Below are 19,257 nucleotides of genomic sequence, written 5' to 3'. Positions count from 1 at the left end.
TCTAGATAAAAAGGCCGGACTTTCCGGCCTTTTTTACAACAGCACTAAAAGGATGACTTACAACCTAAACTTTGCGTGAATCGCAATAAATAGCCATCTGGATCCTGTACCAGAAAATTACTTTCCCCGTGGTACACCTCATGATCGCGGTACCAGCACGTTTCCACCGGCCTACGTAGCGTATAGCCCGCACGTTCAATCGCCGCAGCCAGCGCCTGAGCATCTGGGCACTCAATCGATAAATTTATACCACGGCCAAACGGCGGTTCTAAAGGCTCCACACGCCAGGGCGATTCGGTTAAATAATCCTGTTCCAGCATCAATTGGCTCCCATGATAAGAAAGGAACGCGAACTTATCTTCAGGCCTGTCGTACTCAATCTGAAATCCCAAAATATGGCAATAAAACGCCAGACTCTTTTTTAAGTCAGAGACAATCATTTCTGGAATTAACGTATTCATCTTGCGCATAAATCACTCACATTATTACCTCAGGCAACCTGGCCACCAATATGTTGCGGCGCCAGCTGTGCCTGCCAGAGAACCTCGACGCGCAGGTAATTCCCCAGCCTCGCAAGAAATGCCTGATCCAACAACAGCCTACTAAACTGGCGACGACGAAAACGGGGGAGTAGCAAGCGCTCATAGACCTATTCCGACGTCAGTGAGAGATCCCAAGACATCAGGGCCAATACGTTGCAGGAAAGGATGCGCGGTGAGTGCCTCCGGCCTCAACCAGCTTATCAGCCGTCCGACGAATTTCCGGTCCTTCCGGCATAGCTTACTCCCTGAAAATCATACGTATTGCGCGATTAACCACACTAGTGCAGAGCACCGCCAGTCACCGCGACATCCACCTGCTGCACCAGCGACTGCTTGATCATCACCTCCAGCGCCGCCGTGACTAGCGGCGTGGGCATGCTCGGCTCACCGGGATGTCGCGCAGCCTGTTCCGGCGAATAGGGAATGTGAACGAACCCGCCACGCACCACATCCCCCTGTTGGTGCAGATGATGTAAAAGCCCGTACATCACATGGTTGCAGACAAACGTCCCTGCGGTTTGCGATACCGAGGCAGGAATCCCCGCCACACGTAACGCCTGCACCAGCGCTTTCACCGGCAATGTCGAGAAATACGCCGCTGGCCCCTTTTCAACAACGGGCGTATCAATCGGCTGGTTGCCTCGGTTATCCGCGATTCGGGCATCATTAATATTAATCGCCACACGTTCGACAGAAATATCAGCACGCCCGCCCGCCTGCCCCACCGCAATCACTACTTCCGGCTGCCATTCAGCTATCGCGCGGTAAAGCTGTTCCAGCGACAGGTCGAAAACGCAAGATAAACGACAGGCCACTACGCGTGCACCGCCAACTTCCCGCTGATGAAGAACGTTTACCGCTTCCCAAGAGGGATTAATCGCTTCGTCCTCAAAAGGCTCAAACGCCGTGATCAAAACGGTTTTCATCGGTTTCCCCGTCATATAAAAAGTAATAATTATGCCGCAGCAACAGCGATCTGATGCTGGCTAAAACAGTTACGCAGCTTGCGGGCAAACAACAGCGCGTGTTGTCCATCGCCGTGAATACACACGGTATCCGCCTGCACGTTCACCCAGGAACCGTCAATCGCTCTGACCCGCTGACGTTGAATCATCTCCAGCGTTTGCGCCAGCGCCAGTTCATCGCTGTTAATCAATGCCCCCGCCTGAGTGCGCGGCACCAGCGATCCGTCAGGCAGATAACAGCGATCGGCAAACACTTCCTGACGCGTTTCCAGCCCCAACCGTTGCCCGGCTCGGATTAGCTCACTGCCCGCCAGCCCGACCAGACGCAACGCGGGATTGACGACCTTCACCGCCTTGGCTATCGCATCGGCCAGCGCGGGTTCACATGCAGCTTGATTGTAAAGCATACCGTGGGGCTTTACGTGCGACAGCGTGCCCCCTTCGGCAGCGACAATCGCGCTGAGCGCACCGAGCTGATACACCATCTGTGCAAAGACAATTTCCGCAGGCACATTCATTGCCTTACGGCCAAAATTTTCACGATCGGGAAAGCTCGGGTGAGCACCAAGCGCAACCCCATAGCCGATTCCCCAACGCACTGACTGACGCATAGTTTGTGCGTCGCCAGCATGGAACCCGCAAGCAATATTGGCAGAGGTCACCAACTTCAGCAGCGCTTCGTCGTTCTCTCCTCCCTCGCCCAGATCGGCATTCAGATCAATAATCATGCAGCCTCCACGCCAGTTGTTCGAGGTAACGTCGCTGTTCTTCGCCCGCTTTTTGCGCCTGAGCCTGCGTGCAGTGAATAAAATGTATCGGTTCACCGAGTCGGATTTGCGCCAGATGGAATAAATCCGCCTCGATCACCGTCGCAATACGTGGATAACCGCCGGTTGTCTGCGCATCCGCCAGCAGTACGATAGGGTGACCATTATGCGGAACCTGCACGACGCCCGGCAGCAGCCCATGTGACGGCAGTTCGCGCGGTTTGTTGCCTGACAAGGCGGAGCGCTGTAGCTCAGCGCCCAGCAAACGGTAGCCCATACGGTTACTTTGCGGACTCAACTGCCAGGAGGTGCGCCAGAACAGCTCCCGCATTTCTTCACTGAACTCCTGATACTCCGGCCCCGGCAATGCCCGCACGCGGTTGCTGAACAACAGCTGTTTAATGCCGACTTCCCGTGTCAGTTCACGAGTCGGCGTACCCAGCGGAAGTTCATCGCCATCCCTCAGCAAACGCCCGGCAAAGCCCCCAAAACCCGCTTTCAAATCGGTACTACGCGACCCGAGCGCTTCCGGCACATCCACCCCGCCGGACAAGGCCAGATAGCTGCGCATTCCGTTACGCGGCATACGCATTTTTAACGTTTGCCCCGGCTTCACGGCGAAACGCCAGCCTGTCCAGAGCGGTTTACCATCCAGATCAGCATGACAGTCTGCACCGGTCAGCGCCATCCAGCAGGCGGTAGTGAATGTTGCGGTAAACTTGCCCAGCGTAATTTCCAGCGCGGCCGCATTCTCTGCGTTGCCCACCAGCAGGTTAGCCATCGTCAGAGCGGGCAGATCGAGTGCGCCTGACTGGCTGATGCCCAAACGGCGAAAGCCGACACGGCCACCGTCCTGCACCGACGTATGCAATCCGGCATGGATAACTTTCAGCATACGCCCTCCTTCTGTGGCAGAAACCGAACGTTATCGCCAGGGCGCAGCAGCGTGGGCGGCATCGTTTGTGGATTAAACAATTTCAGCGAAGTGCAACCAATCAGTTGCCAGCCGCCCGGTGTCGCCAGCGGATAAATCCCTGTCTGCGCCCCCCCAATCCCAACCGACCCGGCTGGCACGCGCAGGCGTGGTTCGGCGCGACGCGGCATATGCAATTTCTCATTTAACCCACCGAGGTAGGCAAAACCGGGCTGAAAGCCCAAAAAGTAGACGACATACTGCGCAGACGCATGCGCTTCCACAGACTGACGCTCGCTGAGACCACTGTGAGCGGCCACTTCAGCCAGATCCGGCCCAGCGTCTCCGCCATAGATAACAGGAATGTCGATATCACGTGGCTCAAAAGCCAGAGACTCACTCTCTTCCCACCAGCGCTGCAAGCGTTCAATCGCATTCAGCGCCACCTGCTGCGGATTCGCCAGTAACACGGTCAGGTTGTTCATGCCCGGAATCGCTTCCAGCACGTCTTCATGGTGGTTCAGGCGCTCGGCAAGCCCCCATATCCGCTGCTGGCTCTCCAGCGACATGGGTGGTTCCAGTTCCAGAACGACCGCTCTCTCGCCCAGAAGATAACATCGTGCTCGTTGCAATCTTTCCTCCTGAATCGCGTTTTATCCGTGATGGCGAACATGGCCAAATGATTAGCGCGTCTTACCGATAAATTTCTTTCCCAACAGCTAAGCAACAACGATGCCAACATAACAAATACGGCATCATTCCTGTGCGATACAGAGACTTTCAACCCATCATGCAGGGTTAGGAATATCAATAAATGTCACATCAAAACCGTGTTGTACCGCCAGCCATTCGCCCAACGCCCGAATGCCGCCGCGCTCGGTCGCATGGTGCCCAGCAGCGAAAAAGTGTAACCCCATCTCGCGCGCGATGTGGATGGTTTGCTCAGACACTTCTCCGGTAATAAAAGCATCAACACCAAATCGGGCCGCCTGTTCAATAAAACCCTGCCCACCGCCGGTACACCAAGCCACGCGCTGTATCTGTTGCGGTGCATTATCCCCACAATGCAGCACGGTACGCCCCAGACGTTTTTCTACACGACGGCAAAAGGCATCCGCCGTCATGGGTTGCGCTAGCGCGCCATACGGTACCAGCGGCTCAATCGCTCCCTGCACCTGAATCTCCAGCAGTGCCGCCAGTTGGGCGTTATTCCCCAGTTCAGGGTGTGCATCCAGCGGCAGGTGATAGCCGTACAGATTGATATCATTGAGCAACAGCGTTTTCAGACGGTTGCGCTTCATACCACAGACAATCTGCGGTTCGTTTTTCCAGAAGTAGCCGTGGTGCACCAAAATAGCATCAGCTTGCTTTTCTACCGCCGCATCCAGCAGCGCCTGTGAAGCCGTTACGCCTGTCACAATCCGTTTTACTTCTGCACGCCCTTCAACCTGCAAACCGTTCGGCGCATAGTCCTGAAACGTCGCCGTGTTCAGTTTCTCGTTAATAATGCTTTCCAGTTCCACATTACGCATACTGACTTTTCTCTTCTCGATCGTTATCCGCCATACCGATGTTTTTTGCCGCTTCAAACGCCGCCAGCGTGCTCTGACGCGCGGTTTTATGATCGACAATGGGCAGCGGATAGTTCAGTTGATGATGTTGTTTGTCAGCCCAGCGATGGGGCTGATGAATATCTTTATCCGGCACAGCGGCCAGCTCAGGCAGCCAGTGACGAATAAACCGACCTTCAGGATCAAAGCGCTCGCCCTGTGTTGTCGGGTTAAAAATACGAAAATAAGGTGCCGCATCGGTGCCAGTCGATGCCGCCCACTGCCAGCCGCCGTTATTGGCCGCCAGATCGCCATCCAGCAACTGCGACATAAAGTAGCGTTCGCCTTCACGCCAATCGATCAGCAAATCTTTGACGAGAAAACTGGCGCAAATCATACGCAAGCGATTGTGCATCCACCCCGTTGCGTTCAGTTGGCGCATCGCCGCATCCACAATCGGATAACCGGTTTTCCCCTGCTGCCAGGCGGCGAAATCCTCCGGCGATTCTCGCCATTTTACCCACTGCGTCCATGCGGTAAACGGACGGTGTTTACACAGTTGCGGCCAGAACACGATCAGGTGACGGTAAAATTCACGCCAGACCAGTTCGTTAAACCAGGTAAACGCCCCGCCTTCACGTCGTTCCAGCATATCTGGGCACTCGGCGCGCAGACGATTAACACATTGGCGCGGCGAGAGTATCCCCAGTGCCAGATACGGAGAAAGTTTGCTGGTGCCAGGCAGCGCAGGGAAATCCCGCCGCTGGTCATAATCCTGCACCTGCTCGCGGCAAAAACGGCGCAGTTGCTGCAACGCCGCGCGTTCGCCGCAGGGGAAATCGTCGCTATCCACGTCGCACTGCGGATAGCTGAACGGCGCCAGTGCCGTCGTATTATTGAGCGGTTCACCGCGCGCGTCCGGTGCCGGTACACAGGTCGTCTCCGCCTCCAACAGCCGCTTGATAAAGGCCTGACGAAATGGCGTAAATACTTTATACATCTCGCCGTTGCCCGTCAGCACGCTGCCCGGTGGCAGCAACAGGCTGTCATGATAGCCGTGACAAACCACACTATCTGCTAGCCGATCTTTTACCTGCTTATCACGCAACCGTTCGTTAATTTCATACTGATGATTGTAGAAAAGGTCGGTGGCCTGCTGCTGCGAACAAAATTGCACCAGCCAGTCAACCGATGCCGCAAAGTCGGCACATTCATGGTAATGCAGCGGGATCCCTTTCTCGGCCAGCGCATGCTGCACCGACGTCAGATTTTCCAGCAGAAAGGCCGCCTGACGCGGTGCCATATCGTGCTTTTCCCACTGCACAGGCGTCGCGATAAAAACCGCCAACACACTGGCATTCGGATCCTGACAGGCCGCGTACAGCGCCAGATTATCGGTAATGCGCAGGTCGTTGCGCAGCCAGACGACATGGGTAACGGCATGATGGGTAACGACATGCGTGGTCATGAAACTCCTCGGGCAGTCAAACTAGTGTCCGTAACGCAGGCGCAATGCCTCTGGGTACGGCTCAAAGTAACGCTGCTGAGCCAGGTACGCATCAGGGTATTCCGCCATGTAATGTTTCAGCAGCGTGATAGGTGCCAATAGCGGCTGCAAACCTTGCCGATAGCGATCGATGAGCTGCGCCAGTTCTTGCCGCTGCTGAGAATTAAGCTGACGCCGGAAATAGCCCTGCACGTGCATCAGCACATTAGTGTGATTGCGCCGCGTTGCAGGCGTCGATAGCAGCTTCATGAGCCGTTTCCGGTATTCAATAATGTAATCTTCCAGTGATTCCCATTTATCAATTCCCGCAACAAACGGCCCCAGCTCGCGGTATTCCGGCTGGGAATGCGCCAGCAGCAGTAATTTATAGCGGCTATGAAAGGCAATGAGCGCGCCGCGGCTCAGGCCGTTTTGCCATAGCTGATTCAGTTCGTGTAACGCATAAACGCGCTCAATGAAATTTTCCCGCAAGCCAGGATCGTGCAAGCGTCCATCTTCCTCAACCGGTAGCCAAGGCATTTGCCGCATCAGCTCCTGCGTAAACAGGCCGATACCACTTTTACGCGCATTCTTTTGCCCTTCATCGTAAACCTTCACGCGCTCCATACCGCAGCTTGGCGATTTTGCGCAGACAATATAACCGCATAAGTGCTGAAGCTGGCTGACTTTGTCAGAGGAAAACCCCGTCATCTGCTGGGTGACATCCAGCGGCGAGCCATTGCTGGCACGCAGCGTAATGTGACTTTCCCCTTCTCGCACCAGTCTGAGCGCCGGACGCGGCACGGGTAAACCAATCGCCATTTCCGGGCAGACCGGTTCAAAGCGAAAATAAGGCGTCAGTTGTTCAACAGCAAACGTCAGACGTTTGTGCCCGCCATCAAACCGCACGGGATTACCGAGCAGACAGGCGCTGATACCAACAGGGATGAGTTCGAGCGTCATGATTTATCCTTATACCCGTCATATTTCAAGCGGCATACGCATTTGGCATTCTGCAAACCCTCTGATCAGCATAGCGGATTTCTCCACGACTCTATGCAGTCACAGCGAAAAATAAAGTAATAAATCATGAGATTGGGGAGAAATAACGGCAGAACAGGCAGGAAGGAAAATGAGTAAATCTCGTCAAAACATATTTAAACCGATCCTTCGTCGGTTCATGTTTCGTGTTTATCTGCCATTCCCGTTTAAAGGATACAGCAGATAAACACGAGAGACCTTATACGCAGGCCTTAATAAAAATCGCAAGCAGCCGCTTCGGACTGCGCCATCCATACTGGTTTATCGCTGGTTTTCAGCCAGACACGGTGTAAATAGCTGTAAAAACGCGCCCGATCACGGCGAAACAGCATCACCGGTAACGCCAGCACGCCGATGGCAACCACGGCGGCGCGACGCAGGAGAATACGGTGCAAGGGATAAGTAGTATAAAGCGACATAACGATCCTCCTCTGGGGTAAGCGCCCTGATTCAGCAACGCTCTTCATAACGATAAAATAAGAACTGTGATATTGGTTAAAATTTTATCGCCTTTTCTGAAAGTTTACTACTCATCTGACCAGTAAAGGATGAAATAATCGCCAACTTTTTTCGTCACTACGTCATTAAGTTACAACAACGTTAAAAACAAACCTACCATTAGTTAATTTATGGTTTTTAGATTGGATCAATTTATCCCCTCCTCTTAACACCACCAGTTCGCCGCAGACGATGCTGTTGGCACCGCAGCGCCATTACTCTCTCCTACAGTCTACTTTTCAGCCCATTTTTATACTTTTTTTACGCCCGTAGACGGGAAATTTGCACCTTCTTTTCCTGCGTTTTCCTACCCTGACGCTGTCTATTCTGTTCTGGAGGTGTGTTGTGACGCTTAGCATCGTCTTAGGCGGCCTGCTCGTGCTGCTGTTACTGGTCTATCTGATTTATGCCTTGTTGAAGGCGGAGGAATTTTGATGGCCGCTGACGCTTTTCTACTGATCTTGGGTCTGCTGCTCACCGTGTTGATCGTCGCTCAGCCACTGGGCAGCGGACTAACCCGTCTGATTGAGGGCGAAACGGGTGCGCTCCTGCAACAGTTTGAGGCGAGAACCGCGCGCCTTCTCGCTTTCGATACGTCGGAGATGCGCTGGCAACAATATGCGGCGGCGATTCTGACGCTTAACCTGATCGGCATTGTCGTCTTGTTTATCCTGTTAATGGCGCAGGGGGCGCTGCCGCTTAACCCAGAAAATATGCCGGGGCTGTCGTGGCATTTGGCGTTGAACACGGCAATCAGTTTTGTTACTAACACCAACTGGCAGGCTTACAGCGGTGAAAACACGCTGAGCTACCTGAGCCAGATGGCTGGCCTGACGGTACAAAACTTCCTGTCCGCCGCCAGCGGCATTGCCGTCGCTTTCGCGTTAATCCGCGCCTTCTCCCGTCGCGGTGTCGACACGCTGGGCAACGCGTGGCTCGATCTGTTTCGTATCACGCTGTATGTGCTGCTGCCGCTGTCCCTGCTGCTGGCGCTGTTTTTTGTCAGTCAGGGCGTGTTGCAGAACCTGCTGCCTTATCAGCATGTGACCACGCTGGATGGCGCAGCCCAAACGCTGCCGATGGGGCCTGTTGCTTCACAGGAAGCCATTAAACTGCTCGGCACCAACGGCGGCGGTTTCTTTGGCGCCAACGCCTCGCATCCGTTTGAAAACCCGACCGCGCTGAGCAACATCGTGCAAATGCTGGCGATCTTGTTGATTCCTACTGCGATGTGCTTCGCCTTTGGTAAATCCGTCAGTGACAAGCGTCAGGGCCATGCACTGCTGTGGGCCATGGCGCTGATCTTTATCGTCGCCGCAGCCGTGGTGATGAAAATGGAAGTCACCGGTAACCCGCATCTGCTGGCATTAGGCGCGGACAGCGCCGCAAACCTAGAAGGTAAAGAGACGCGTTTTGGCGTGTTGACGTCCAGCCTGTATGCGGTGGTCACCACCGCGACTTCGACGGGTTCGGTGAATGCGATGCACGACTCTTTCACCGCACTTGGCGGCATGGTTCCCATGTGGTTGATGCAGATAGGTGAAGTGGTGTTCGGCGGTGTCGGATCTGGCCTGTACGGCATGCTGCTGTTCGTGCTTCTGACCGTCTTTATTGCCGGCCTGATGATTGGTCGCTCGCCGGAATACCTGGGCAAAAAGATCGAAGTCTATGAAATGAAGATGACGGCACTGGCGATTCTGATTCCTCCTGCATTAGTGCTGCTCGGCACGGCGCTGGCACTGAGTACGGAAGCAGGACGTAGTGGCATTCTGAACCCCGGCGCACACGGTTTTAGCGAAGTGCTCTATGCCTTCTCCTCCGCCGCGAACAACAACGGCAGCGCGTTTGCTGGCCTGAGCGTCAACACGCCGTTCTATAACGTTCTGCTCGCTGTCACCATGCTACTGGGCCGCGTTGCCGTCATGGTACCCGTACTGGCTATCGCCGGTTCGCTGGTCGTGAAAAAGTGCCAGCCAGAAAGCAAAGGCTCACTGTCCACTCGCAGTCCACTGTTTATCGGCATGCTCATCGCCATTGTTCTGCTGATTGGCGCACTGACGTTTATCCCTGCACTGGCGTTAGGGCCAGTCGCTGAACATTTACCGTTCGGCCTGACTCACTAAGGCTGGAGACTTTTTATGACTCGTCACACGATGAATCATCAGGAAACACAGGAACCGACCTCTGCCCAGCAGAACGAGGCTTCCCGCCACGTTGGCAAACGTAAACCGCAAACGCTGTTTGACAGAGCGTTAATCCGCTCGGCGCTGAAAGATGTGCTGAAGAAACTCGATCCGCGCGTGCAGTGGCGCAACCCAGTCATGTTTGTGGTGTATCTCGGCAGTATGCTGACCACCCTCGTCTGGCTGGCTATTCTGGCCGGTAAAACAGAAGGGAACACCATGTTTACTGGGCTGGTCTCACTCTGGCTGTGGTTTACCGTCCTGTTCGCCAATATGGCCGAAGCGCTGGCGGAAGGTCGTAGCAAAGCGCAGGCAAACGCGCTGAAAGGCGTCAAAAAAACCAGTTGGGCTAACAAACTTTCTGCGCCGCATCACGATGCCAGTTCGGAATCCGTTCCGGCTGATAGCCTGCGTAAAGGCGATATTGTGCTGGTGAGCGCGGGCGAGACCATTCCGTGCGACGGCGAGGTGCTGGAAGGCGGCGCATCCGTCGATGAAAGCGCCATCACCGGGGAGTCCGCACCAGTAATCCGTGAGTCCGGCGGCGATTTCGCCTCCGTCACCGGCGGTACGCGCGTGCTGTCCGACTGGCTGGTGATTCAGTGTAGCGTCAATCCCGGCGAAACCTTCCTCGATCGGATGATTGCCATGGTAGAAGGGGCGCAGCGCCGGAAAACGCCGAACGAGATCGCGCTGACCATTCTGCTGATTGAGCTGACACTGATTTTCTTGCTGGTCACGGCCACGCTCTACCCGTACTCCTGGTTCGGCGTACAGGCGAATCACAACGGCGATGTCGTCGGCGTAACCGTACTGGTCGCCCTGCTCGTCTGCCTGATCCCCACCACCATCGGCGGCCTGCTATCGGCTATCGGCGTGGCTGGAATGAGCCGGATGCTGGGCGCTAATGTAATTGCCACCAGCGGGCGTGCCGTCGAAGCGGCGGGCGATATTGACGTCTTGCTGCTGGATAAAACCGGCACCATTACGCTGGGCAACCGTCAGGCTTCGGCTTTCCTGCCCGCACCAGGTGTGACCGAACAGGCGCTGGCTGACGCCGCGCGTCTTGCCTCCTTAGCCGATGAAACGCCTGAAGGCCGCAGCATCGTGGTGCTGGCGAAACAGCGCTTTAATCTGACAGATCAGGATCTCAGCTCGCTGGATGCGACTTTTGTCCCCTTTACGGCCCAGACACGTATGAGCGGCGTCAATGTTGGTCAGCGCACCATCCGTAAAGGTGCCGTCGATGCCCTGCGCCGCTACATTGAAGCGAACAACGGTGATTTTCCGCATCAGGTTGAAGAAGCGGTCTCCAACGTCGCACGCAGCGGAGGGACGCCGCTGGTCGTTGCAGAAGGCAAGCGCGTGCTTGGCGTGGTGGAGCTGAAAGATATCGTGAAAAGCGGTATCAAAGAACGCTTTGCCGAGTTGCGCAGTATGGGGATCAAAACCGTAATGATCACCGGCGACAACCCGCTCACGGCAGCGGCGATTGCCGCAGAAGCTGGCGTCGATGATTTTCTGGCGGAGGCCACACCGGAAACCAAGCTAGCGCTGATTCGCCAATATCAGACCGAGGGGCGACTGGTGGCAATGACCGGCGACGGCACGAACGATGCTCCCGCGCTGGCGCAGGCCGATGTGGCGGTTGCTATGAACTCCGGCACGCAGGCAGCAAAGGAAGCAGGCAACATGGTTGATTTGGACTCCAATCCAACCAAGCTGATCGAAGTCGTGCACATCGGTAAGCAGATGCTGATGACACGCGGTTCGCTGACGACGTTCAGTATCGCCAACGACGTAGCGAAGTATTTCGCCATTATCCCAGCGGCTTTTGCTGCCACCTATCCGCAGCTCAATGTGCTCAACGTGATGCAGTTGCACTCCCCCACCTCGGCCATGTTGTCGGCGGTGATCTTCAATGCGCTGATTATTGTGTTTCTGATCCCACTGGCGCTCAAAGGGATTCGCTATCGCCCCATGAGCGCCGCGGCGCAGTTAAGCCGCAATCTGTGGATTTATGGTCTTGGCGGGCTGCTGGTGCCGTTCCTCGGTATCAAGCTGATTGATATGTTGCTGACTGGGCTGAATCTGGCTTAAGGACTGACGGGTATACGCTATGCGCTATTTACGTTCCTCTTTGTTTTTATTCTTATTATTGTTGCTGGTTACCGGTCTGGCCTACCCGCTATTGACAACGGTGTTGGCACAGTGGCTGCTCCCGACACAGGCAAACGGATCGCTGATTTATCGTGAGAATACCGTCGTCGGTTCATCCCTGATCGGGCAGTCATTCAGTCATGCAGGCTATTTTCAGGGACGTCCTTCCGCAACGTCAGATGCGCCTTATAACGCATTGGCGTCCGGCGGTAGCAATCTGGCCGCCAGCAATCCAGCGCTGGATAAACTGATCGGTGAACGTGCCGCTTATTGGCATCAGTTGGTTGGCAATCAGCAACCGGTGCCCGCTGAACTGTTAACGGCATCCGGCAGCGGACTGGATCCGCAAATATCCCCAGAAGCCGCACGCTATCAGGCGCTGCACATCGCGCAGGCCAGAGGAATGTCGCTCCAGCGGGTACAGCAGTTGATCGATCGCTTTACCGAAACCAGTAAGCCTGCGTTCATTGGGCAGCCAGTGGTTAATGTCCTGCTGTTGAACCTGGCGTTGGATAAGGAAAAACCCCTGCCGTAATCGGCAGTGCGTTATTATTAGTGACTATACGGGGAGCCAGACTCCTCGTCGTCTTTGCTGCGGCCTGACCACGGTTCAGGCCGCGCTAATAAGGGATAGAACATGATTGACGGTGAAGATCGTCGCCCGGATCCCGATGGCCTGCTGGCTCAGGTCGGTGCGTCACCGCGCGGCAAGCTGAAGATCTTTTTTGGCGCCTGTGCGGGCGTCGGGAAAACCTATGCCATGTTGCAGGAAGCCCAGCGGCTACGCGCTCAAGGATTGGATGTCCTTGTCGGCGTGGTCGAAACCCACGGCCGCAGCGAAACCGCTGCGCTGCTGGAGGGTTTACCGCTGTTGCCGCTCAAGCATTTGCGCCACCATGGTCGCCATACTGTCGAGTTCGATCTGGATGCGGCGCTGGCACGCTGTCCGGCACTGATTCTGATCGACGAACTGGCGCACAGCAACGTGAGTGGTTCGCGCCACCCCAAGCGCTGGCAGGACGTGCAGGAATTGCTCGATGCCGGTATCGACGTCTTTACCACGGTGAACGTTCAGCATCTGGAAAGCCTGAACGATGTAGTCGGCGGCGTCACGGGAATTCGGGTACGAGAAACCGTACCGGACCCGATATTCGATCAGGCCAGCGAAGTCATTCTGGTGGACTTGCCGCCGGACGATCTGCGGCAGCGCCTGAATGAAGGCAAAGTGTATCTGCCGCTTCAGGCCGAGCGCGCCGTCGAGAATTTTTTCCGTAAAGGTAATTTGATCGCCCTGCGTGAGCTGGCGCTGCGACGTATGGCGGATCGGGTTGACGATCAAATGCGCGCCATGCGTGCCGGAAAAGGACGCGAGCAGGTCTGGCATACGCGCGATGCTATTCTGTTATGCATCGGCCACGGCACCGGTAATGAAAAGCTAGTGCGAACGGCGGCACGTCTGGCAGCGCGGTTAGGCAGCGCCTGGCACGCTGTTTACGTTGAAACCCCGCGTCTGCACCGCTTGCCTGAACCGCAACGGCGCGCCATTTTGCGTGCCCTCAAGCTAGCGCAGGATTTAGGGGCAGAAACGGTGACGCTGTCCGAGCCCGACGAAGAGCTTGCCGTCCTGCGCTATGCACGTGAGCACAACCTCGGCAAGATCGTCATTGGTCGCCATGTGGAGCAGCGCTTCGGTTGGTGGTGGCGCACGCGCTTTGCCGAACGGCTCGGCCGACTGGGGCCAGATCTCGATCTGGTTGTCGTGGCCGTGCAGGATGACGTATCAGTGGCACCGATGAAAACGCCGGATGCACGCGGGTTGGTCGAGAAATGGCGTATGCAGCTAATTGGCTGCGGACTCGCCACGCTTCTGTGCGCGTTGATCACCCTGCTTGCTTCATGGTCGCCGTTTGCCATGCTGGAATCGGTTAATTTGGTGATGATTTATCTGCTGGCCGTGGTGATCGTTGCGCTCTTCTTTGGCCGTTGGCCGTCGGTGTTCGCCGCCGTCATCAACGTCGCTAGTTTCGATTTCTTCTTCATTCTGCCGCACGGTACGTTTGCCGTCTCAGATGCGCAATATCTGCTTACCTTTGCTGTGATGCTCAGCGTCGGCCTGCTGGTCGGTAATCTGACCGCAGGCGTGCGCTATCAGGCCAGAGTTGCTCGTTATCGCGAACAGCGCGTTCGCCATCTTTACGAGATGTCCAAGGCGCTGAACCGCAGTCTGTCCAGTGGCGATATTGTCGAAGCCAGCCAGCATTTTCTCAGTACGACATTTCAGGCCAGGATCGCGGTTCTGCTCGCCGATAGCCTGCATCATACCTCGCCTGAACTCACACAGCCTGCACGAGACGGTCAGCCGTTGATTGTCGATCATGCTATCGCCCGCTGGAGTTTCGATCATCGCGCACCTGCCGGAACGGGAACAACCACCCTGCCCGGCGTGCCGTATCAGATCCTGCCACTCGCCACCACCCAGCAAATCTTCGGCGTGTTGGCAATCGAACCCACTAACACCCGCCAATTGATGATCCCCGAACAGCAGCGGCTGCTGGAAACCTTTACCGTGCTGATCGCCAATGCGCTGGAGCGTTTGCATCTGGTGCAAAGTACGGAAAATGCCCGACTGGATGCCGAGCGCGAACAGTTGCGTAACTCGTTGCTTGCCGCGCTTTCGCACGATCTCCGAACACCGCTGACCGTCCTTTTTGGTCAGGCCGAGATTCTGACGTTGAATCTGGCCAGTGAAGGATCGCCCTATGCCCAGCAGGCCAACCAGATTCGCCAGCATATTTTAAACACCACGCGGCTGGTGAATAATCTGCTCGACATGGCGCGTATTCAGTCGGATGGCTTTAACCTGCGCAAAGAGTGGCAAACGCCAGAGGAACTGATCGGCAGCGCCTTACAGCAGTTGGAAAACGCACTGGCAAAAAACACCATCGAGGTTAATCTACCTGATGAGATGGTTCTGGTTTATTGTGATGCGGGGCTGATGGAACGCGTGTTCATTAATCTGCTAGAGAATGCGCTCAAGTACGCAGGAGAGCAGGCCACGATCGCGATTTCAGCGAGCGTTATTTCCACCAGCCTTATTGCAGAGAACACAGCCTTACAGCCTAGTACGCAGGAAAATGCATTGGAAATCATCGTGCAGGACAATGGCCCGGGGATCGAATCTGGTCAAGAAAACGTGATTTTTGATAAATTTTCTCGTGGGCACAAAGAGTCGTCGATTCCCGGTGTGGGGCTGGGGCTGGCGATCTGTCGAGCGATAGTAGAAATTCACGGCGGCCGGATCTGGGCAATGAATGCGAAAGGTGGCGGCGCGGCTTTCCATTTCACGCTTCCGTTGTCGACACCGCCAGACCTCGAACCGGAAGATATTGAGGAGCACTGAATCCATTGCAGGCCACTATTCTGATCGTTGAAGATGAAAAAGAGATCCGTCGTTTTGTTCGTCAGGCGCTGGAAGGCGAAGGCTGTCGCGTGTTTGACGCAGAAACGATGCAGCGCGGTTTGCTGGAAGCGGCCACGCGCAAACCCGATCTGATTATTCTCGATTTGGGCCTGCCGGACGGCGACGGTATCGACTACATCCGCGATTTACGTCAGTGGAGCAGCCTACCCGTGATTGTGCTGTCTGCCCGTACCGATGAGCAGGATAAAATAGACGCGCTGGATGCCGGTGCCGATGATTATCTGACCAAGCCGTTCGGCATCGGCGAGCTACTGGCACGGTTGCGCGTCGCGCTGCGTCGCCATAGCAATACACAGCAGGAAACGCCACGGGTGAGCTTTGGAAATATTACTGTTGATTTACTCAATCGGCAGGTGAATCGCGACGGTCAGGAACTGCACCTCACGCCCATCGAATTTCGTCTGTTAGCCACACTCCTCGCCAACCCAGGCAAAGTGCTGACGCAACGTCAGTTGCTGACGCAGGTGTGGGGGCCAAACGCTGTCGAGCATAGCCACTATCTGCGCATTTATATGGGGCATCTACGCCAGAAGCTGGAAAGCGATCCGGCAAGACCGCGCCATCTCTTGACGGAAACCGCTATCGGCTATCGTTTTATGCCGTAAAATCATCTTCCTGTATCAGGCAACGTCCGTGGAGAACCGTTCCCACGCTACGTGTCTGTCTTTTCTTCAGGAATACGCCGTCATGAGTAGTTGGTTAATTTACGCCTTGCTGTCTGCTGTATGCGCCGCGATGGTTGCGATATTTGGCAAGATCGGTCTGCAAAATTTGGACGCCAATACGGCGACCGCAATTCGTGCCGTCATCATGGCACTTTTTCTGGTGGGCGTGGTGGTCGCACAGGGTAAGCTGGCGCTGGTCGGTGAGGTTATTGCCAATAAGAAAGCACTGTTGTTCATTGTACTCAGCGGTGTTGCCGGTGCGCTGTCGTGGCTATTTTACTTTGTGGCGTTGAAGAACGGTAACGTCGCACAGGTCGCGCCGATCGATAAGCTCAGCGTGGTCTTCGCGGTCGTGCTGGCCGTCATTCTGCTGGGAGAAAAAATTTCGCTGATGGCAGGGGCTGGCGTGGCGCTGATTTCCGTGGGAGCGTTGCTGGTCGCATTGGGATAAAGGCGTTCTGCGGAAGTTGCTGACAAAGTCCGATGAGCGGTGGTAGCGGATAGATCGTAAAGACGCTGTAAACACTTCCATGTGCGCTCGGCTTGCGCCATCCATGGCGCAAACGCTTTACTCTTCTATTCCGTTACCACCGTTCTCGTTATGCAAATCGGTTTGTTAATCGTCTTAGGCGCTGCATGCAGCGCCTTTTCACTTATTTCGCCGTTGCGAGTACCGCACTGACAATTTCTACCGCTTCTTTCTCGATTAGCTCGCGGTGTTCCACCCCGAGGAAACTTTCACAGTAGATTTTGTAGGCTTCTTCGGTGCCGGAAGGACGCGCAGCAAACCAGCCGTTCTCCGTCATCACTTTCAGGCCGCCAATTGATGCCCCGTTACCTGGTGCCGCAGTCAGGCGTGCAGTAATCGGATCGCCTGCCAGTGTGCTGGCCGATACTTGCTCAGGCGACAGCTTAGACAGCACCGCTTTCTGTGCATGTGTCGCAGAGGCCTGAATACGGTTGTAGCTCGGTGCGCCAAAGCGCTGTGCCAGCTCATCATAGTGCTGCTGTGGGTTCTTACCCGTCACGGCCGTAATTTCTGCCGCCAGCAGACACAGGATGATCCCGTCTTTGTCCGTCGACCACGGCGTGCCATCAAAGCGCAGGAAAGACGCCCCCGCACTCTCTTCACCGCCGAAGCCAAAGCTGCCGTCATACAGGCCGTCAACGAACCATTTGAAGCCAACCGGAACTTCTACCAGCTTGCGGCCCAAATCTGCCACCACGCGGTCGATCATCGCACTGGATACCAACGTTTTACCGACAGCAACAGACTGTCCCCACTGTGGACGATGCTGGAACAGATAGTTGATCGCTACCGCCAGATAGTGGTTCGGGTTCATCAACCCAGAAGGCGTGACGATACCGTGGCGGTCATAGTCAGGATCGTTGGCAAACGCCAAATCGAATTTATCGCGCAGCGCCAGCAGCCCAGCCATGGCGAATTCTGACGAGCAGTCCATACGAATCACGCCGTCGTGATCCAGCGACATAAAGCGGAATGTCTGATCGACGGCATCGTTCACCAGCGTCAAATCCAGCTTGTAGTGCTCGGCGATACGCTGCCAGTAGGCAATGCCAGAACCACCCAGTGGATCGACACCCAGTTTCAGACCCGCGCGTTGAATCGCCGCCATATCCACCACGCTAGCCAGCCCTTCTACATACGGCTGAACCAGATCCTGCGCGTGGACATGTCCGCTTTTCCACGCCTGATCCAGCGTAATACGCTTCACGTCACGCAGTTCATCCGCCAGCAGAGCGTTAGCACGCTTCTCAATCACGCTGGTAAGATTGGTATCTGCTGGGCCACCGTTCGGCGGATTATATTTGATCCCGCCATCTTCCGGCGGGTTGTGGGACGGCGTGATCACAATACCGTCCGCCAGCGCACCACCCTGACGATTGTGAACTAGAATCGCGTTAGACACCGCAGGCGTTGGCGTAAAACCATTATCCAACTGAACGATCACATCCACGCCGTTGGCAGCCAGCACCTCAAGCACGGAGATAAACGCCGGCTCGGAGAGCGCGTGAGTATCTTTACCGACATAGCACGGGCCGCTGATGCCTTGCTTTTTACGCTCTTCTGCAATCGCCTGTGCAATCGCCAGAATGTGCGGTTCATTAAAGCTATGACGCCCCGCGCTACCGCGATGGCCAGATGTACCGAATTTCACCGCGTGCGCTGTGTTGCCGACTTCCGGGCGCAGCACATAATATTGTGACGTTAACTGTGCCACATTAATCAAATCGCTCTGCCGGGCAGGCTGTCCGGCCCTTGGGTGATTAGCCATTGGCGCTTCTCCCTAACGCTGTAGTTAGATAAGTGGTTGATATAGTTTATAGATAAATAATTAGATGGTTCCGCACACTTTCTCTGTCAGTTCCGTTGGGAACTGCATCATCAGCATGATGTGCTCAATCATGCTGCGTTTACGACCGGTATTCGTGTTGGTAATCACCCAGTATGGCGTACCCGGAATATGTTTGGGCTTTGTGTGTGTGCCATGCTGAAGCAAGGTTTGTTGGTCACCCGCAAAATAGACCCGCGTGCGGCCATGAAGCGATTCTGTCGCAGCAGCAAACTCCTGCGGCGATAAGGTATACAGCGTGGACAGAACCAACATAAAGCGATTGATGGCCTTATTCTGTTCAGCGTATTCATCTGACAACAGCAGCTCACGCAGGGTTCGTACCCGATCGCGCGGGCTCGATGCAGCGGCAGGCTGAGACGCCGCCGTTGTTGCACCCGCCTCTACCGCAGGCGTAGTCACAGGCTGCTGCCCAGCAGTAAATTTCAGCATGCGCCGTAAAATATCCGATGCGCTCTCACCGATATGCTGTGTATGGCTGGCAATATAACGATAAAGCTCTTCGTCGACTTCAATAGTTTTCATCTTTATCCAGTGCTGTTTTTACCCATAATTGTGCAAATTACAGAGACGTTTCCCTTCTGTAACCCGACATCGATGGGTAGATGACTCAAATCAAAAGGATTATACA

General features: G+C 55.3%; 18 protein-coding genes and 1 pseudogene. 7 read left to right on the top strand and 12 right to left on the bottom strand.

All coding sequences use genetic code 11. The features are described from left to right. Positions 1 to 44: 44 nt before the first annotated feature. The 10 genes and pseudogenes from H0247_RS09890 to H0247_RS09845 form a co-directional block, all read right to left on the bottom strand. On the bottom strand, positions 45 to 470 hold the full coding sequence (locus tag H0247_RS09890) for a VOC family protein (RefSeq protein ID WP_180742378.1): 426 nt from the start codon (positions 468 to 470) through the stop codon (positions 45 to 47). Positions 471 to 493: 23 nt separating this feature from the next. Continuing rightward, a pseudogene (locus tag H0247_RS09885) lies at positions 494 to 743 on the bottom strand (endonuclease VIII); the annotation flags it as partial. Positions 744 to 820: 77 nt separating this feature from the next. Beyond that, positions 821 to 1,468, bottom strand: a complete 648-nt coding sequence (gene pcp, locus H0247_RS09880) for a pyroglutamyl-peptidase I (RefSeq protein WP_180742377.1) — start codon at positions 1,466 to 1,468, stop codon at positions 821 to 823. Positions 1,469 to 1,497: 29 nt separating this feature from the next. Further along, positions 1,498 to 2,235, bottom strand: coding sequence for a 5-oxoprolinase subunit PxpA (pxpA, locus tag H0247_RS09875; protein WP_180742376.1), 738 nt, complete (start codon positions 2,233 to 2,235; stop codon positions 1,498 to 1,500). After that, entirely contained in the window at positions 2,225 to 3,169 is a 945-nt protein-coding gene (gene pxpC, locus H0247_RS09870) for a 5-oxoprolinase subunit PxpC (RefSeq protein ID WP_180742375.1), read from the bottom strand. Before pxpC ends, pxpA begins: the two co-directional genes overlap by 11 nt. Beyond that, entirely contained in the window at positions 3,163 to 3,819 is a 657-nt protein-coding gene (pxpB, locus tag H0247_RS09865; protein WP_180742374.1) for a 5-oxoprolinase subunit PxpB, read from the bottom strand. Before pxpB ends, pxpC begins: the two co-directional genes overlap by 7 nt. 156 nt (positions 3,820 to 3,975) lie before the next feature. Continuing rightward, entirely contained in the window at positions 3,976 to 4,719 is a 744-nt protein-coding gene (locus tag H0247_RS09860) for a type 2 GTP cyclohydrolase I (RefSeq protein ID WP_180742373.1), read from the bottom strand. After that, complete coding sequence (gene phrB / locus H0247_RS09855; protein ID WP_180742372.1) at positions 4,712 to 6,205, bottom strand: deoxyribodipyrimidine photo-lyase; 1,494 nt, start codon at positions 6,203 to 6,205, stop codon at positions 4,712 to 4,714. Before phrB ends, H0247_RS09860 begins: the two co-directional genes overlap by 8 nt. Before the next feature lie 21 nt (positions 6,206 to 6,226). After that, on the bottom strand, positions 6,227 to 7,186 hold the full coding sequence (locus tag H0247_RS09850) for a 2-thiouracil desulfurase family protein (RefSeq protein WP_180742371.1): 960 nt from the start codon (positions 7,184 to 7,186) through the stop codon (positions 6,227 to 6,229). Positions 7,187 to 7,476: 290 nt separating this feature from the next. Continuing rightward, a complete protein-coding gene (locus tag H0247_RS09845) occupies positions 7,477 to 7,683 on the bottom strand; it encodes a YbfA family protein (protein WP_010299142.1) in 207 nt (68 codons plus the stop codon). Between the two features lie 424 nt (positions 7,684 to 8,107). On the opposite strand from H0247_RS09845, the gene kdpF reads away from it, so the two are divergent. The 7 genes from kdpF (at position 8,108) to H0247_RS09810 (ending at position 16,702) form a co-directional block, all read left to right on the top strand. Beyond that, the gene (gene kdpF, locus H0247_RS20005) at positions 8,108 to 8,197 is read left to right on the top strand and encodes a K(+)-transporting ATPase subunit F (RefSeq protein WP_180742370.1); all 90 of its coding nucleotides are present in this window, start codon (positions 8,108 to 8,110) and stop codon (positions 8,195 to 8,197) included. Next, positions 8,197 to 9,885, top strand: coding sequence for a potassium-transporting ATPase subunit KdpA (kdpA, locus tag H0247_RS09835; protein ID WP_180742369.1), 1,689 nt, complete (start codon positions 8,197 to 8,199; stop codon positions 9,883 to 9,885). The genes kdpF and kdpA overlap by 1 nt, the downstream gene beginning before the upstream one ends. Before the next feature lie 15 nt (positions 9,886 to 9,900). After that, entirely contained in the window at positions 9,901 to 12,045 is a 2,145-nt protein-coding gene (gene kdpB, locus H0247_RS09830; protein ID WP_180742368.1) for a potassium-transporting ATPase subunit KdpB, read from the top strand. 19 nt (positions 12,046 to 12,064) lie between these two features. After that, a complete protein-coding gene (kdpC, locus tag H0247_RS09825; protein WP_180742367.1) occupies positions 12,065 to 12,640 on the top strand; it encodes a potassium-transporting ATPase subunit KdpC in 576 nt (191 codons plus the stop codon). 102 nt (positions 12,641 to 12,742) lie between these two features. Then, positions 12,743 to 15,505, top strand: coding sequence for a two-component system sensor histidine kinase KdpD (kdpD, locus tag H0247_RS09820; protein ID WP_180742366.1), 2,763 nt, complete (start codon positions 12,743 to 12,745; stop codon positions 15,503 to 15,505). A 5-nt stretch (positions 15,506 to 15,510) separates the two neighbouring features. Then, entirely contained in the window at positions 15,511 to 16,191 is a 681-nt protein-coding gene (gene kdpE / locus H0247_RS09815; protein WP_180742365.1) for a two-component system response regulator KdpE, read from the top strand. A gap of 82 nt (positions 16,192 to 16,273) precedes the next feature. Then, on the top strand, positions 16,274 to 16,702 hold the full coding sequence (locus H0247_RS09810; RefSeq protein WP_039535892.1) for an EamA family transporter: 429 nt from the start codon (positions 16,274 to 16,276) through the stop codon (positions 16,700 to 16,702). A 202-nt stretch (positions 16,703 to 16,904) separates the two neighbouring features. Here the strand turns inward: H0247_RS09810 and pgm are convergent, their stop codons facing one another. Together pgm and seqA are read right to left on the bottom strand one after the other, a co-directional pair. Next, on the bottom strand, positions 16,905 to 18,548 hold the full coding sequence (gene pgm, locus H0247_RS09805; protein WP_180742364.1) for a phosphoglucomutase (alpha-D-glucose-1,6-bisphosphate-dependent): 1,644 nt from the start codon (positions 18,546 to 18,548) through the stop codon (positions 16,905 to 16,907). 60 nt (positions 18,549 to 18,608) lie between these two features. Continuing rightward, entirely contained in the window at positions 18,609 to 19,151 is a 543-nt protein-coding gene (gene seqA / locus H0247_RS09800) for a replication initiation negative regulator SeqA (protein WP_180742363.1), read from the bottom strand. Positions 19,152 to 19,257 lie beyond the last annotated feature (106 nt).

Origin of the sequence: Pectobacterium sp. CFBP8739, assembly GCF_013449375.1 — a bacterium.
Lineage (GTDB): Bacteria > Pseudomonadota > Gammaproteobacteria > Enterobacterales > Enterobacteriaceae > Pectobacterium.
This window is presented reverse-complemented; position numbering and strand designations above follow the sequence as displayed.

Bases quoted from the DNA above. Each gene is read 5' to 3' on its own strand.
- seqA (WP_180742363.1), bottom strand. From the start codon at position 19,151: ATGAAAACTATTGAAGTCGACGAAGAGCTTTATCGTTATATTGCCAGC.
- phrB (WP_180742372.1), bottom strand. From the start codon at position 6,205: ATGACCACGCATGTCGTTACCCATCATGCCGTTACCCATGTCGTCTGG.
- kdpC (WP_180742367.1), top strand. From the start codon at position 12,065: ATGCGCTATTTACGTTCCTCTTTGTTTTTATTCTTATTATTGTTGCTG.
- pxpA (WP_180742376.1), bottom strand. From the start codon at position 2,235: ATGATTATTGATCTGAATGCCGATCTGGGCGAGGGAGGAGAGAACGAC.
- kdpA (WP_180742369.1), top strand. From the start codon at position 8,197: ATGGCCGCTGACGCTTTTCTACTGATCTTGGGTCTGCTGCTCACCGTG.
- kdpB (WP_180742368.1), top strand. From the start codon at position 9,901: ATGACTCGTCACACGATGAATCATCAGGAAACACAGGAACCGACCTCT.
- H0247_RS09860 (WP_180742373.1), bottom strand. From the start codon at position 4,719: ATGCGTAATGTGGAACTGGAAAGCATTATTAACGAGAAACTGAACACG.
- H0247_RS09810 (WP_039535892.1), top strand. From the start codon at position 16,274: ATGAGTAGTTGGTTAATTTACGCCTTGCTGTCTGCTGTATGCGCCGCG.
- H0247_RS09890 (WP_180742378.1), bottom strand. From the start codon at position 470: ATGCGCAAGATGAATACGTTAATTCCAGAAATGATTGTCTCTGACTTA.
- H0247_RS09850 (WP_180742371.1), bottom strand. From the start codon at position 7,186: ATGACGCTCGAACTCATCCCTGTTGGTATCAGCGCCTGTCTGCTCGGT.
- kdpD (WP_180742366.1), top strand. From the start codon at position 12,743: ATGATTGACGGTGAAGATCGTCGCCCGGATCCCGATGGCCTGCTGGCT.
- pcp (WP_180742377.1), bottom strand. From the start codon at position 1,468: ATGAAAACCGTTTTGATCACGGCGTTTGAGCCTTTTGAGGACGAAGCG.
- H0247_RS09845 (WP_010299142.1), bottom strand. From the start codon at position 7,683: ATGTCGCTTTATACTACTTATCCCTTGCACCGTATTCTCCTGCGTCGC.
- pgm (WP_180742364.1), bottom strand. From the start codon at position 18,548: ATGGCTAATCACCCAAGGGCCGGACAGCCTGCCCGGCAGAGCGATTTG.
- pxpC (WP_180742375.1), bottom strand. From the start codon at position 3,169: ATGCTGAAAGTTATCCATGCCGGATTGCATACGTCGGTGCAGGACGGT.